Below are 15,734 nucleotides of genomic sequence, written 5' to 3'. Positions count from 1 at the left end.
GCTGCGCGGGTAAATCTTCTCGTGCGCAGCGTAGAGGGAGACCAGCACCTCGTCTTCTGGAGGTGTCTGAGGAGGTGCGGTGTAGCCTTCTTGCGGGACGATGGGGATAATTTTTTTGACCCCTGAAACTGGTCTATTCAACTTAGCACTTTCAAGGGATCAAATCTATAAGAGAAAATTACTGCGCCGCAGCAACACCCTTATTCGAAAGTCCCCAGACATAAGATGCCAAAACATGAATCTGAGCTTCAGTAAACTTATCGCCTTGCGCAGGCATTTGATTCGTTTTACCGTTGTTGATCATCGAGAGGATAGCAGCCTCGCCACTGCCATGCAACCAGATTTTATCTGTCAGATTTGCAGAGCCCAAGGCGTGCATACCTTTTCCATCAATGCCGTGGCAAGCTGCGCAAACCGCAAACTTCTCTTTACCCAAGGATGCTTTTACCGAGTCGTGTGGGCTACCTGAGAGACTCAAAACATATTGAGCGACATTCTTGACATCATCAGCTGATCCTACTGCCGAGGCCATAGGTGGCATCATGCCGATGCGTCCATTTTTGATGGTTGCTTTGATGTAATCAGGAGTACCGTCGCCAAGCCAATCGTTGTCTGTCAAATTCGGAAAACCTTTGTTGCCGCGTGCATCCGAGCCATGACATTGAGCACAGGTGTTCATGAACAAACGCTCACCAATCGCCATTGCCTGCGCATCTTTAGCGATATCCTCAGGTTTCATCGCCGAAAATTTTGCATACAAAGGTGCCACTTCTGCGTTCCCTTTGTCAACTTCTACTTGATGCTGACCCGCCGAAGACCATCCCAATTGTCCTTTGTAAGTACCCAGACCTGGATACAGAGAAAGATAAACAAATGCAAAAACGATGGTGATAACAAACAACCAAGCCCACCAGCGAGGCAATGGATTATTCATCTCGCGTAAATCACCATCCCACACATGTCCAGTACTGTTGTCGTTAGCCGTCATCGCGTGTGCCTTACCACTAAACCACAGCAGCAGCAGGCACGCCACGATACTGACCAGGGTGATCCCGGTCACGTACAACGACCAGAAATTACTTGTAAAGTCGCTCATTTATTTTCCTTTTATTTCTGTTCTTCAGTCTTGTTCAAATGGCAGATTTGCAGCAGTCTCGAAATCAGCGACGTTTTTGCGCGAGTACGCCCACACCATGATTCCGATAAATATTGCAAAGCTGAGCACCGTAACGACCGATCGTAGGGTATTGATATCGAGTTCCATAAAAACCCCGATTACTTAACCAAAGTACCCAGTACTTGCAGATATGCAATAACCGCTTCGATTTCAGTCTTTCCCTTAGTGTCTGCCGTTGCAGATGCAATCTGCGCATCGGTGTAAGGCACGCCAACAACACGCAAAGCTTTCATGTGAGCGGGCATCGATTCAGCATCAACCATATCTTTCAGCAGCCAAGGGTAAGCTGGCATATTGGACTCAGGCACGACATCACGTGGATTATTCAAATGGTCACGATGCCATTGGTCGCTGTACTTGCCACCCACGCGGTGCAAATCTGGACCTGTGCGTTTGCTACCCCATTGGAATGGATGGTCATAAACAAACTCACCTGCCACAGAGTAGTGACCATAGCGTAGAGTTTCGGCGCGGAAAGGACGGATCATCTGCGAATGGCAGTTGTAGCAACCTTCACGCGTGTAAATATCGCGACCAGCCAACTGAAGAGCCGTGTAGGGAATGAGCCCTTTCACGGGTTCAGTGGTTGATTTCTGAAAGAACAGTGGAACGATTTCCAGCATACCACCCACCAGCAACACGAGAAGAATCAGAACGATCATCAAGAAGTTGTTGGTTTCGATTTTTTCGTGCGACAGTTTGCCGCTTGCATTGTTATTTGCCATGGTATTTATCTTTCTCAGGCGTGGGCAGGTGCGACTGGAGCAGGAATGGTCACCGTGACGGAGCGGCCACTGGTCGCAGTCATGATGGTGTTCCAGAGCATGATCACCATACCAATGAGATACAGCAATCCACCGGACAAACGCAGCACATAGAACGGGAAGGTAGCTTTGACTGACTCAACAAAAGTGTAAGTCAAGGTACCGTCAGCGTTAATGGCGCGCCACATAAGGCCCTGCATAACTCCGGCAATCCACATTGCAGCAATGTAGATAACGATACCGATCGTTGCGGTCCAGAAGTGAATTTCAATCGCTTTTACGCTGTGCATTTTCTTCTGTCCGAACAGACGAGGAATCAGGTAATACATGCTACCCATGGTCACGAGACCCACCCAACCAAGAGCACCTGAGTGCACGTGGCCAACAGTCCAGTCGGTGTAATGCGAAAGTGCATTCACTGTTTTGATAGACATCATCGGGCCTTCAAAGGTCGACATGCCATAGAAGGACAACGAAACAATCAAGAAACGCAGGATTGGATCATCACGCAGTTTGTGCCATGCACCAGACAGGGTCATGATGCCGTTAATCATGCCACCCCAACTTGGAGCCAACAGAATCAGCGAGAAGACCATGCCGACCGATTGAGTCCAATCAGGCAAAGCTGTGTAATGCAGGTGGTGAGGACCCGCCCACATGTACGTGAAAATCAACGCCCAAAAGTGAACGATAGACAGGCGATATGAATAAACTGGACGCTCTGCTTGCTTGGGAATGAAGTAGTACATCATGCCCAGGAAACCAGCGGTCAGGAAAAAGCCCACCGCATTATGGCCATACCACCACTGAATCATGGCATCCTGAACACCTGCGTAGGCAGAGTAGGACTTCATGTAGCCAGCTGGAATGGCCGCACTGTTCACCAAATGCAACAACGCGACAGCCAGAATGAAAGCACCGAAGAACCAGTTCGCCACGTAAATGTGCTTAACTTTTCTTGTTCCAATGGTGCCAAAGAAAACGATGGCAAATGACACCCAGACCAATGTGATCAAAATATCGATAGGCCATTCAAGTTCTGCATATTCTTTACCTTCTGTGAATCCCATAGGTAAAGAAATGGCTGCAGACAAAATGACTAATTGCCAACCCCAAAAGGTAAAGGCGGCCAACTTATCGCTGAACAACCGTACATGACAGGTTCGCTGTGCTACGTAATAGGCGCTAGCAAACAATCCACATCCACCGAAAGCAAAAATCACCGCATTTGTGTGCAATGGACGCAAGCGACCATAAGACAGAAAGGAAATACCCAGGTTAAGTTCTGGCCAAGTCAATTGAGCGGCGATGATCACGCCGACCAGCATGCCCACAACACCCCAGACCACAGTCATAACGGCAAACTGTCTTACAACTTTATCGTTGTAAGTAGTTGCTAGCGAATTAGGAAATATCATCTTCACCTCTTCTCAGTTAGTTTGGCCGGATTTTCTCATGTCAAATCCGGTTATTTTTTGACTCATATCAAACCTGCAAAAGAATTCTTATGAATCCTTAAGAATTCGTTCTCCTTCTGATTCGATGTCTTCGAATTGACCCCGGTAGATGGCCCACCACAATCCACCTAGGATAAAAAACACAAGAATAACCGACAGAGGCACCAATAAATACAAAATATCCATCAATTTTTCCCTAGTGAACCATCATTTTTTGACAGTCTCAAAGCATTCAAAACAACGATCAGAGAGCTTAGGCCCATACCGAGTCCCGCTAACCAAGCCGGAAGCCAGCCAACAACGGCTAAAGGAACGCATACTGTGTTGTAAATGGCAGCCCACCATAGATTTTGTCTTACGACCCGCAAAGTCTTTCTAGCCTTGATCAGAGTATTTGCAACGGCGTTCAACTGATTCCCCAAAACCACGAAATCTGCTTGCGCTTGCGCAAGTGGCACTGCTTGGCCAAACGCGAACGAGACATTTGCGGCAGCCAACACCGGACCATCGTTGAGCCCGTCACCTACAACAGCCACTTTATGCCCTTGCTGCTGTGAATTTCGTAAAAAATCAAGCTTATCCTGCGGCGCACACTCACCACGAAACTCGGCAATGCCAACCTGAGAGGCAACACGAGCGGCTGCTTTCGCACCGTCTCCAGACAACAAATGCACCGTGATACCAGCGCGCTGAAGCGTTTCTACCGTACTTCTTGCATCTGAGCGAACATCTTCATGAAGCTCAAAGGTGGCCAACCAGCCCTGCTCATCACTCAAACAGGCCTGCAGTGCATCAACATGCGGCGACTCCACACCACAAAATTCTGCAGATCCCAGTTTTAACTGGGTTGAATTAGAGGATGCACGGGTCAACACCACCAATCCAGAAACCCCTCCACCAGGCGTTTCACTCACCCCTTCTGCATGCCATTTCTCAGAAGCTTCCGATTCTTTTGCTGCCAACGCCAGCGCCTTAGAAACAGGATGAAGTGAGTATTGCGCCAAAGCGGCAGCCATCCCCAACACATCTACAACAGCAACGCCATCACGTACATGGGTCGACTTCAAAACCATAGCGTCACGCGTCAGGGTGCCGGTCTTGTCAAACACCACAGTGTCAATGGCGGCCATGGACTCAAAAGCTTCCAGACGACGCACGAGAACTCCTCGTCGTGCCAGCGAACCTGCAGCAGCCAGCATGGCCGCAGGTGTAGCCAACGACAAGGCACATGGACAAGTCACAACCAACACGGCCACCGCGACCATCAATGCACGCTCAGGATCTTTTTGCCACCAAAAAGCACAAGCCAATCCAGCAGCCATCAAAACCGCCACCAAAAATGGTTTTGCGATTCGGTCCGCCAACCGGGCCAAGGGCGGTTTGGTGGTGGAGGCAGTTTCCATGAGCGCCACAATTTGGGCGAATCGAGTTTGTTCACCCACACGCTCCACGCGTGCCTGCACGACTTTCGTGAGGTTGTGGCTACCCGCTATAACGGTGCTTCCAACTCCGCGTGACACCGGCCGAGACTCGCCCGTCAGCAAAGCTTCGTCAACCATGGTGTCGCCCTGAAGCACAACAGCATCAGCCGGAAAAGTTTCGCCTGGAAGTATTTGAATAACATCGTCCGTCAGCAAGCGACGCACAGGTACGCGCTCGTATGAGCCATCGCTTTTGAGCCGCGCCACGCTGTCGGGCAAGCGATTCATCAGCGCTTCCAGTGCACCAGCGGTTCGATCACGCAATCGCAGCTCAAGCCATCGTCCTGCCAACAGGAAGAAAACAAACATGGTGAGCGAGTCAAAATACACCTCGCGACCAAAAATACCCAAGGGATCAAAGGTGCCTGCCGTGCTCACAGCAAACGTAATGAGCATACCCAGCGCCACCGGCAAATCCATGCTGACGCGACGAAGCATGACATCGCGCAAGGCACTGCTGAAAAACGGACCACATGAAAAAAGAATGACGGGAAGGGTAAGAACCCAAGACGCCCAGCGCAGCAGGCGCTCCATTTCAAGTGTCAGGTCACCGGGCGCTGCAACATACGCAGGATAGGCGTACATCATCACCTGCATCATGCAAAGACCGGCCACCATCAAACGCCAAAGTGCTTTTCGCCCTTCGGCTTTTCGTCGTTCACGGGCAAAAGAATCGTTGGCTGGAACGGCGCGATAACCGGCCGACTTGACCGCTTGCATCCAGGCTGATGGGTGCACCACATCAGACTGCCAAACAACTCTTGCACGATGACTACCGGCACCTACTTCTGCCTTCAAGACACCTGGGACCCGCAAAAGTGCATCCTCGATGGTGAGCGCGCACGCTGCGCAGTGCATCCCCTCAATCAGAAGATTGGACTCCCAGCAATCCGAATTCTTGAGATCCGGTTTACTAAAAGCAGACCATTCCTGCGGATCATCCAACAGATGCAAATCGTCATTGACGACCTCGGAAGCAGAAGGAGCAACCAGGCCCTGAAATTGCGGATCAAACAAGATTGGCGGCAGCGCAACTTGGACAGTAGAACGATCAGTAGACATTAATTGGTAGGGTTCCCGTCAAGCCGCAAAGTTTAATTGACAAAAAGCAGCGCAGGCCATATCGACCAGAGTAAGCTCTAATTTCCAACTAAAACAGGAGTAATTCATGTACAAAAGAATTCTTGTCGCCACCGATGGCTCGACCTTGTCTAAAAAGGCAGTCTCCAGCGCCATTGAATTAGCGGCGCTTGCAAACGCTGAGTTGGTGGCCTTGAAAGTTATTCCTCGGTACCCGCAAAGTTACTTTGAAGGCGGTTTGGCGTTGCAGGCCGCCGAAGTGGGTCGGGTTGAACAGCAATGGGCAGATGACGGACAAGCCGTGGTGGATGCAGTTCAAAAAGCTGCCTTGGCCCAAGGCGTTAAAGCCAAGGCCATCACCGTCAAGTCTGATTTCGTATCAGATGCAGTGATTGCCGCCGCCAAAAAACATAAATGCGATCTGATCGTCATGGCATCGCATGGCCGCCGGGGCATCAAGCGCTTGCTTCTGGGCAGCGAAACCCAACAAGTTCTGACGCACTCACATGTACCCGTTTTAGTTTTACGTTAAAACGCCTTCTAGCCCTCGATGAACATGGGCTGATAGCTATTTATTTTATAGCACAACCACTTACTCAATTTCCGTGAAGCGCTGCCGGATTTCAAGCACTTCATCCCATTGTCTGAAAAAGGCGTCGACACATGCCGGATCGAAGTGAGTTCCGGAGTTGGCTTTGATATGTTCAGCCGCCTTCTCCAATGACCAGGCTTTTTTATAGGGGCGCTCGGACGTCAGGGCATCAAACACATCAGCCACCGCCACGATCCGGCTAAAGACAGGAATATCCTGGCCAGCGAGTGCATTGGGATACCCGGTTCCGTCAAATTTTTCATGGTGGGCGCGTGCAATATCAGCCCCGGCTTGCAACACTTTGGAGGAACTCCCCTTGAGAATGTCATACCCAATCAGGGCATGCTGCTTCATTATTTCCATCTCTTCCGGGGTCAAGCGTCCGGGCTTGAGCAAAATGCCATCGGCAATACCTACTTTACCAATGTCGTGCATCGGCGCGGCTTCCAGTAACAACTCCTGTTCTGTGATCGACAAGCCCATACTCTTTGCAATTAACTCGGAGTAGTGGGCCATACGCAAAATATGAGCGCCGGTTTCAGGGTCGCGGTATTCCGCGGCCTTGGACAGACGAATCACGGTTTCGCGCTCACGCTGGAGAATTTCAGTGGTCGCTTTGTGAACTTCTTCAGCCAGCCAGGCAGCTCGATCAGATAGTTTTTTCCGGACATCGCTCAGAATTAACATGTTGTTAGCTCGCGCCAGAAATTCGACCTTATCGACCGGTTTGGTCAAGAAATCGGTCGCGCCCACCTCAAGCGCCTGGTAGCGAACCTGCTTCTGGTCGTTAGCGGTGATCATCAGAATGGGCACACTTTCCTTGCCGGGCGTTTCCCGCAGCTGCCGGATGAATTCAATGCCATCAAGCACCGGCATCATGTAATCCACAATGATCAAGTCCGGGTCATTGGCTTGTGCCCAGGCCAGTCCTTCGGTTGAAGACAGGAAGGTTTTGGATTCGCTGGTGCCCAGTTTGCGCACCAAAGCGCCAAAAAGAATCAGATTAATTTCAGTATCGTCAACAATTAAAACTTGGTGTGTCATGGCGAATCAGTCTCAGAACTCGAATTTTGGCTATTTTGCTGTCGCGTCGTGAAGATGTTTAAACAGTACTTAGCCGAGGCAAACGCCGGATCGCTGTAAAGCGGCGACCAACAAATCAACTTCAGCACACATGAATGTCAGCAATTCCGGCAACCCCTCGGACTCGCCCTGCGAGGCCATTAACTCTGCACTTCGCGCCATCTCAGACGGTGGCTGGGCGCCAAACATGGCCAAAGTCCCTTTCAAAGCATGTGAAACATGGAGCACGGATTGCAAATCGTTATCGGCTAGCGCTTGCGTTAATTTTTGTTTGTCCAAGGGCCACTGGTCCAAGAAAACTTCGGCAATGATATCGACCACTTCCCGGTCCGCCAAGCTCAAAGCCAAATCATAGTCAAAGCCAGAAACATGTGCCGAAGTTGCCATGTCTGACCCCTTTGGCTGCACAGTATCTTCGGTTTGATCCGCCCCATTTCCGGGCCGGTAAAGCAATAACAAGCGCTGCAATTCCGCGGTCTCAATCGGTTTTGAGATGTAGTCATCCATGCCTACGGCAATACACCGCTCGCGGTCACCCTGCATGGCATTGGCCGTCATGGCCACAATCGGAGTTCGTCGCCCCTGCTCTGTGGCACGAAAAATCCGGGTAGCTTCCATCCCACCCATTACCGGCATCATCATGTCCATAAAGACCAGGTCAAACGTGTGGGCGGACAGCAAATTCAAGGCCAATTGGCCATTTTCAGCCACGGTCACGCGGTGACCCCAGCGCGTCAACAAGGCTGTGGCAAGTTTTTGGTTCACCACGTTGTCTTCGACCAGCAGCACATTGAGCGAGCTTTGCTCGTCATTGATCACGTGCCGCGTCACCAGCTCGGCCGCTCGCGAAGGTGGCGCATCAATCACCCGAAGCAACACCTGCAGTAACTCATCGCGGGTGTAGGGCTTGGTCAAATACGCCTTGAAACCAATCTCACGCGACAGCTGCGCATCGCCCTTCATCCCCGCCGAAGACAGCATGACCATCGGAACATCCGCGCACTGAGGTAAATCCATGAGGTGCTGCGCCGTGCTAAAACCGTCCATATCGGGCATCTGGGCATCCATCAACACCAAATCACACGCCCGGGAATATTCGCCCTGGCTCTGCATCCAGGACAAGGCTGACTGACCCGACGAAAACTCCTGCACATGGGCATCCACACTGACCAATATTCGATTCAGGATCAGCCGGTTGACCTCGTTGTCATCGACCACCAGCACGCGCAAACCAGCCAACTGCGCGATGGAAGACGGTAATTCAGGGGCATCGGCATCGAGATCGAGTTGAATCACGAAATGGAACTTGCTACCGCGACTTATCTCGCTCTCAACCCAAAGGCGACCTGAGAGCGCTTCAACCAAACGGCGTGAAATGGTCAACCCAAGGCCAGTACCGCCAAATTTGCGGGTGATCGAACTGTCTTCCTGTGAAAAAGCGTCGAAAATTGAGTCTAATTTATGAGAGGGAATACCAATCCCCGTGTCATGGATGGTGAACTGAACCAGGTTTGATCTAGTCCGGTCCATCGCCTTGCTTACTGAGAGAACAACCTCCCCTTTCGCGGTAAATTTAATGGCATTCCCTATCAAATTCACCAGAATTTGCCGCAAGCGCCCGGGATCTCCTATCACCGACATGGGCACATCAGGCGCAATGTCGCACACCAACTCAAGTCCTTTTTCATGAGCCCGTGGTGCCAGCGCCTTGAGGGTTTCGCTCACAGTGCGTCCGAGATTGAAAGAAATACTCTCGATCAACAACTTGCCGGCTTCGATCTTGGAAAAATCGAGAATGTCATTGATCACCTTCAAAAGTGAATCAGAAGATGACTTGACGATATTGAGGTACTCACGCTGCTCCAGGGTCAATTCCGTGTCAAGCGTGAGCTCCGTCATGCCAATGACCCCATTCATGGGGGTGCGAATTTCATGGCTCATGTTCGCCAGAAAATCTGATTTCGCCCGATTGGCCGCTTCAGCATCCTCTTTAGCGCGGCGCAATTCCTCGGAAACCCGCCGGGCTTCAGAGATGTCAGCAAAGTAGCCGTTCCACACAGTACTGCCATCTGCCTGATGATTCGGCGTGGACTCACCATGCACCCACACCGGCTCACCACTGACAGGATGAAGGATTCGAAAATCAAGCACCCAAAGCTCATCGCATTCGGCCGACTTCGCGATGGAGCGCTTCATGGCGACCTGATCATCCGGATGGATCTGCATTAAGAGCGCGTTGCTGTCAGCCATGACCTCCTCGGGCGTAATACCGCAAATATGCCAAATCGCTGTGCTGAAGAATGGAAAACTTTGCGTGCCATCTGGTGCCAAGTGGTACTGATAAACCGCCACCGGAATACTCTCGGTAATTTCTTTGAGTCGGGCATCGGCAACTTTCAGTTGCGTGACGTCCTGCCAGATGCCGGTAAACACCGTCGCCCCGTTGGCGGCCAGTTCAGGCTCCGGACTGATCTCGCCCCGAATCCAGCGCATACCACCACTGGGTAACACAATCTGGTACTCACCCACCCAGGGTTCCCGTCGGGCTGCAGCGGCATAAACACTTTGAAAATACCAGTCGCGTTTGTCGGAGACAATTTGCAACGCAGGCAGGCGGCCATCCGCCAGCAAAGCATCCCGCTCCAAGCCGCGAATCTCGCCCAGACGTTCACTGACGAAGGTGTAGCGAATTTCGCCGTGGCCAATTTCGCACTGGTAAACCACACCGGGCACCGCATTGGTGATGTGGCGCAACCGCGCCTCGGTCGCCTTGATCGACACCTCCATCAATTTGCGTTCAGTGATGTCGGTGCGAATGGCAATGAATTGCGTCGGCATGCCCGTGTCATCCCGCAAGGGAACGAGGGTGGACTGAACCCAATAGAGCTGGCCGTTTTTAGAACGGTTGCAAATCTCACCGTGCCACACCTGCCCGGACAAAATCTTGTCCCACATTCCCATGAAAAAAGAGACCGGATGAACGCCCGATTTGATGATGCTGTGCGCTTGCCCGATTAATTCATCACGACGGTAGCCGCTGATTTCACAAAAATTGTCGTTGGCATAAACAATCCGGCCCGACACATCGGTGATGCTCACAATACCGTGTTGATCCAGGGCGAACTTCTGGTTGGCCAAATCAGTCAACGCCGACTGCAACTCCTTCTGACTCTCCTCGCGCTCTTGCACCAAATCGGACATCAGCGAAGACAGCGACTCCAGGTTTTCATCCTGCAGCGCAGGCATATCCGGGTCAATTGTGCGCATCAAACTATTGGCGGTATCGCGCAGAGAATCGATCGCGCGGGTCCGGCTGTCCAACTCAACTCGGATGCGTTCATTGGTCTGATTCAACTCGGCAGAACTCAGCGCCAGGCTGCGCGACCTCAGGTCAAGGTCACGGTCACTTTGCTCGTAGGCACTGTCCACCCGTGCCAGAAATTCACCAAAACCAGCCAGCAACCGGGCGGCATCCGGCGATACCGAAGCGGAACCTGCGACCAGCTTGAGTTCACCCAGAACAGACGCCAATTGTGCTTCATCCACCCCGAGTAAACGTTTGGCCTGGCGGCTTAGAAGCTTGTGCATGAGGGCGTGGCGTCCTGTGAAAAATTACAACTCGGCGATGTGGGTAATGGTCATGGTCTGATTGTGCAGCTTGCACTCGGCGTTGGCCGTGAAGGGGCTGATTTCACCGTAAGAGTAAAACCCAGTCAGCACCGCACCCTGACCAAAGACATCGCCCACCGCTTCAACTTCTTCGTCAACCCGGCCACCCATCACCAGTTTGCGCCCAACGCAGCTGATCAACAAGGCCAAGCCATCGCCCTTGCCGCTGAGCATTTTCTGGGCGGCCTGAGCGGCCGCTTCGGCACCATCCACCAGCGCATCGGTGCTGGCATGCATGAGTTCAAGATAGCCACCCGATTCAATATCGCCGGCCAGTGTCAGGCTGCCCTGCGCTTCATCGACTGCCAAAATGGTGCGAATCAAGCCCACCTTGTTGTGGTCGGTCCCGCGCATGGAAAATGGAAAAAGCAAACCCGAAGCGGGCAAATCTTTGGCGTGTTCGCCCAGGTAACGTTTATAAACTTCCAGTGCGGGCTCGCCGTCGAGTTCAAACAGGACATTGTGCTCACAGCGGGTGACTTTGCGGGCCGGGCCAAAAGCAGTCCAGCCGCCAAAGGAACCGTGTGAAAAGCTCAACTCAGCCCCGTACAAACCGACGCACACCAAGCTGTTGTTGTGAACGCCCTGGTCGTCCAGGACCCAGGTTTCCTTGAAGGCGCCGCCGTCACCGGCCAGTCCGCCCGTGATGGGAATGTCTTTGCCCAGCACCCCGGTCATGCCCTCGATCAGTGCGCTGCCGTTGATCGCCACGCCCTGCCCCAGCAACAACACCGCACGCAAACCATCTTGGGGCAACTGTTCGGCCAGGCGCTGGCCAGCCGCCTGAGAATCATTCATGCTCGTCAACGTTGTAGACGACGCCACCAACCGGGTTTTGTCAAAGCGAATGGCGGTCACCACGCAGGTACCGTCGCTGACACCGGCACCGGAAATCTCACCGGCCGTTGAGCAACCCGCTCGAATCGCCGTTGGAAACAGTGCGGCCAACGGCTCAGAGACGCTTTTGAGCAGGTCGATACTGCCAAAAACCAGCAGCAGATTGGGCGCCATGACCCGCAAACTATCGAGCTCGCCCGCTATGTTTTCACGGTTATTGAGAGTAACTTGAGCAACTTGCATGGTGGTCGTCCTGAAAGTTTATAAGAAGAAATTAAAACGAAGAATATTACAACGCGGGCCTGACAGCGTAATGCTCTCGCAAGACATTTTTTTGCACCTTGCCCATGGCGTTGCGCGGCAGCGCATCCACCACAAAACACTGCTTGGGCACCTTGAAATTCGCCAGCTTTGACTTCAGGCTGGCAAGGATGGCCGCAGGGTCGGGCGTGGCGCCCGGTTTGGGCGTGACCACGGCCACACCAACTTCCCCAAAATCAGCATGCGGGATGCCGATCACGGCGCTCTCGGCCACACCCGGCAACTCGTTGATGTAGCCCTCGATTTCAGCCGGATAAACGTTGTAGCCGCCGCTGATGATGAGGTCTTTGCTGCGACCCACAATAGTCGCGTAACCCAGAGCGTCGATCTGGCCCACATCGCCGGTTTTGAAAAACCCATCCGGCGTGAACTCTTCAGCCGTTTTCTCCGGCATGCGCCAGTAGCCCTTGAACACGTTGGGACCCTTGACCTGAATGTCGCCAATCTCGCCCACCGGCACGGGCTGGCCCGCTTCGTCCTGCACCCGCAAGCTGACACCGGGCAACGGAAAACCCACCGTCCCCCCGCGCCGCTCGCCTTGCGCGGGGTCGTAGGGGTTGGAGGTGAGCATGGCGGTCTCGCTCATGCCGTAGCGCTCCAGAATGGTGTGACCCGTTTTGCGCTGCCAATCGGTAAAGGTTTCAATCAACAAGGGCGCGGAACCGGCAATAAAGAGCCGCATATTTCGCGCCACTTCCGGCGTCAGGCCCGGCTCGGCCAAAAGGCGAACATAGAGCGTCGGCACGCCCATGAAAATCGTCGCCTCCGGCATCTTTTGAAGCACCACCCTGGGGTCAAACTTGGCCAGCCAGATCATCTTGCTGCCGTTGAGGAGCGCACCATGAATAGCGACAAACAAGCCGTGCACATGAAAGATCGGCAGGGCGTGAATCAGCACATCGCCACCGTCGGCGGCACTGCGCCAGCCCCAGTAGCTTTTAAGCACCTGCGCATTGCTCAGCAAGTTGCCATGCGTCAGCATCGCCCCTTTGGAGCGGCCGGTGGTGCCACTGGTGTACAAAATGGCCGCCAGGTCATCGGCCTGGCGCAGCGCAACGGTGTGCTGCTCAGCGCACTGGGCAGCGCGGTCCAGCAGCGAGCCGGTGCGGTCGTCGTTGAGCGTGAACACATTTTGCGTGCCGGCCATGAAGGCCAACTTGCTGACCCAGCCGAAATTAGCCGACGAACACACCACCACGGCGGGTTCGGCATTGCCAATGAAGTAAGCCATCTCGGCGCTCAAGTAAGCGGTGTTGAGCGGCAAAAACACAAACCCGGCGCGCAAAGTGGCCAAGTACAAAACCAGGGCCTCGACTGATTTTTCGACCTGCACGGCAATCCTGGCGCCCTCGGGCAAGTCAAGGGAGGCCAGCAAGTTGGCCATCATGGCACTGGCGCGGTCCAGGTCGCGCCAGCTGTAGCGCAGGCCACTGTCGGTTTCGACCGCCACCGCGTCCAGATCGGCGGGGAAAGCAGCGCGCAACGCGGCAAAGAGATTGCCGTTCTGCGGATCGGCGAGGGTCTGGCTTGGCATGCTAAAAAACTGGTTTGCGTTTCTCAAGAAAGGCGCCGATGCCCTCCTTGTGCTCGTCGCTGTCGGCATATGCGTACGACTCGTCTACTTGAATCACTATGTTATTCATAGCTACTTGCGCAGACGATACGGGGGCTAGAGGGCTATTTAAGCCTCGTAGTGTTTGTTTATTGAGGCGCGCCGCCTGGGGTGCCAGTAGCGCGATGCGGCGTGCCGTGGCTTGCACTTCGGCGCCCAGCAAGTCATCAGCCAGCACCCGACTCAGGAAGCCGGCCGCTTTCATGTCTTGCGCGCTGAAGATTGCCGCCTCCAGCAGCATTTGCCGCGCCGCGCCAAGCCCTACCTCACGCGCCACCAAGGCGGCCTCGCGGGGCGCCATCGGGAACCCCAGTTTGGCAATCGGCGCGCCAAATTTGGCCGACGCACTGCTCAGGCGAATGTCGCAGCAGCTCGCAATCTCGACACCAGCACCCATGCAATTGCCCTCGATGTGCGCCACGATCGGAACATCGCAATCGAGCATGGCTTGCAAACCACCCCAGACATCGTTTTCGTGGAAATTGCGCAAGCTGTCTTCCTGAAACCGGAAGTCGGCGTATTCCGAAATATCGCCGCCCGCGCAAAAGTTGCCGTTTTCACCGCCAATGACCACGCAGCGCACGTCGGTGCTGCGCTGAATGCTCTCAAAAACAGTGCACAGCTCACGCCACATGACGCACGACATGGCATTGAAGCGGGCTGAATGGCTGATGGTGACGCGGGCCACACCGGCCTGCTGCTCAAACTGAATCGTTCCACGCATAATTTTTTTGAATCCGGTTACTCTTATTTTTATAGCTGCTCACGCAGACCCGACGGGGGCTAGAGCACTATTTAATCATATTATTGGAAAACTTCTGGGCCCACAACCATAAACCCAGGCCACCCACGATCATCGGCACGCAAAGCCACTGGCCCATGCTCATGCCCAGCGACAAAATGCCCAGGTGCGCATCCGGCTCGCGGAAAAATTCGGCTGTGAAGCGAAACACGCCGTAGCCGATCAAAAAGGCCGCTGCCACTTGGCCGGGTTGGCGCGGCTTGCGGGCATACAGCCACAGCAGCACAAACAGCAGCAGCCCTTCCATCAGGAACTGGTAAATCTGCGATGGGTGGCGTGGCAAGTCACCGGCGCCCCGAAACACCATGCCCCAAGGCAGGTCCGGACTGCTGACACGGCCCCACAACTCGCCGTTGATAAAGTTGCCAATGCGCCCTGCGGCAAGACCGGTCGGCACGCACGGCGCCACAAAATCAGCTACCTGCAGCAAGGGGCGACTGCGTGAGCGGGCAAACCAGAGCATCGCCACAATCACGCCCAGCATGCCGCCATGAAAACTCATGCCGCCTTGCCAGACGGCAAAAATTTCCAGGGGGTGCGCCGCGTAATACAAAGGTTTGTAAAACAGGCAGTAGCCGATGCGCCCGCCCAGCACCACGCCCATGACGCCCATGAACAAAATATCTTCCACATCCTGACGCCCCCAGGCGCCCGGCCCTTTGAGCGAGGCAAACGGCTCATGCCGCAAACGCCGGTAGCCCAGCAACATGAACAAGCCAAACGCGGCCAGGTAGGTCAGCCCATACCAGTGAATGGCCAAGGGGCCGAGTTGCAGGGCGACAGGATTAATTTGGGGGTGAATCAGCATGGACGGTATTGTGCATGGGCGCGCTGCTGGCCGCTGAGGCGCTCAAGATGA

General features: G+C 53.7%; 13 protein-coding genes. 1 reads left to right on the top strand and 12 read right to left on the bottom strand.

Going from position 1 to position 15,734, the window contains the following annotated elements; translation table 11 throughout:
- Positions 1 to 178: 178 nt before the first annotated feature.
- From ccoP to WCG50_RS12330, 6 genes are all read right to left on the bottom strand, one after another.
- Positions 179 to 1,096: a cytochrome-c oxidase, cbb3-type subunit III gene (gene ccoP, locus WCG50_RS12355; RefSeq protein WP_336899907.1), complete on the bottom strand. Its 918-nt coding sequence runs from the start codon at positions 1,094 to 1,096 to the stop codon at positions 179 to 181.
- A gap of 24 nt (positions 1,097 to 1,120) precedes the next feature.
- On the bottom strand, positions 1,121 to 1,264 hold the full coding sequence (locus tag WCG50_RS12350; protein WP_336899906.1) for a cbb3-type cytochrome c oxidase subunit 3: 144 nt from the start codon (positions 1,262 to 1,264) through the stop codon (positions 1,121 to 1,123).
- A gap of 11 nt (positions 1,265 to 1,275) precedes the next feature.
- On the bottom strand, positions 1,276 to 1,902 hold the full coding sequence (gene ccoO / locus WCG50_RS12345; RefSeq protein ID WP_336899905.1) for a cytochrome-c oxidase, cbb3-type subunit II: 627 nt from the start codon (positions 1,900 to 1,902) through the stop codon (positions 1,276 to 1,278).
- A 14-nt stretch (positions 1,903 to 1,916) separates the two neighbouring features.
- Positions 1,917 to 3,359, bottom strand: coding sequence for a cytochrome-c oxidase, cbb3-type subunit I (gene ccoN / locus WCG50_RS12340; protein WP_336899904.1), 1,443 nt, complete (start codon positions 3,357 to 3,359; stop codon positions 1,917 to 1,919).
- 87 nt (positions 3,360 to 3,446) lie between these two features.
- Complete coding sequence (gene ccoS / locus WCG50_RS12335; protein WP_296480521.1) at positions 3,447 to 3,584, bottom strand: cbb3-type cytochrome oxidase assembly protein CcoS; 138 nt, start codon at positions 3,582 to 3,584, stop codon at positions 3,447 to 3,449.
- Positions 3,584 to 5,941 (bottom strand): cation-translocating P-type ATPase, encoded by a 2,358-nt coding sequence (locus WCG50_RS12330; protein ID WP_336899903.1) that lies wholly within the window; start codon positions 5,939 to 5,941, stop codon positions 3,584 to 3,586. Before WCG50_RS12330 ends, ccoS begins: the two co-directional genes overlap by 1 nt.
- Positions 5,942 to 6,047: 106 nt before the next feature.
- On the opposite strand from WCG50_RS12330, the gene WCG50_RS12325 reads away from it, so the two are divergent.
- Positions 6,048 to 6,491 (top strand): universal stress protein, encoded by a 444-nt coding sequence (locus WCG50_RS12325; RefSeq protein WP_336899902.1) that lies wholly within the window; start codon positions 6,048 to 6,050, stop codon positions 6,489 to 6,491.
- Positions 6,492 to 6,551: 60 nt separating this feature from the next.
- Here WCG50_RS12325 and WCG50_RS12320 read toward each other — a convergent pair whose 3' ends face one another.
- From WCG50_RS12320 to lgt, 6 genes are all read right to left on the bottom strand, one after another.
- Entirely contained in the window at positions 6,552 to 7,595 is a 1,044-nt protein-coding gene (locus WCG50_RS12320) for an HD domain-containing phosphohydrolase (protein WP_336899901.1), read from the bottom strand.
- Between the two features lie 69 nt (positions 7,596 to 7,664).
- Positions 7,665 to 11,222, bottom strand: coding sequence for a response regulator (locus tag WCG50_RS12315; RefSeq protein ID WP_336899900.1), 3,558 nt, complete (start codon positions 11,220 to 11,222; stop codon positions 7,665 to 7,667).
- A 24-nt stretch (positions 11,223 to 11,246) separates the two neighbouring features.
- Positions 11,247 to 12,383, bottom strand: a complete 1,137-nt coding sequence (locus WCG50_RS12310; protein ID WP_336899899.1) for an FIST N-terminal domain-containing protein — start codon at positions 12,381 to 12,383, stop codon at positions 11,247 to 11,249.
- Positions 12,384 to 12,429: 46 nt separating this feature from the next.
- A complete protein-coding gene (locus WCG50_RS12305) occupies positions 12,430 to 13,995 on the bottom strand; it encodes a malonyl-CoA synthase (protein WP_336899898.1) in 1,566 nt (521 codons plus the stop codon).
- A gap of 1 nt (position 13,996) precedes the next feature.
- A complete protein-coding gene (locus tag WCG50_RS12300) occupies positions 13,997 to 14,797 on the bottom strand; it encodes an enoyl-CoA hydratase/isomerase family protein (protein ID WP_336899897.1) in 801 nt (266 codons plus the stop codon).
- Between the two features lie 67 nt (positions 14,798 to 14,864).
- The gene (lgt, locus tag WCG50_RS12295) at positions 14,865 to 15,683 is read right to left on the bottom strand and encodes a prolipoprotein diacylglyceryl transferase (protein ID WP_336899896.1); all 819 of its coding nucleotides are present in this window, start codon (positions 15,681 to 15,683) and stop codon (positions 14,865 to 14,867) included.
- Between the last annotated feature and the right edge of the window lie 51 nt (positions 15,684 to 15,734).

It is taken from the genome of Rhodoferax sp., assembly GCF_037143375.1.
In the GTDB taxonomy this organism is placed as follows: Bacteria; Pseudomonadota; Gammaproteobacteria; order Burkholderiales; family Burkholderiaceae_C; genus Rhodoferax.
The sequence above is the reverse complement of the archived record's forward strand: the minus strand, read 5'-3'. Positions and strand labels throughout refer to the sequence as shown.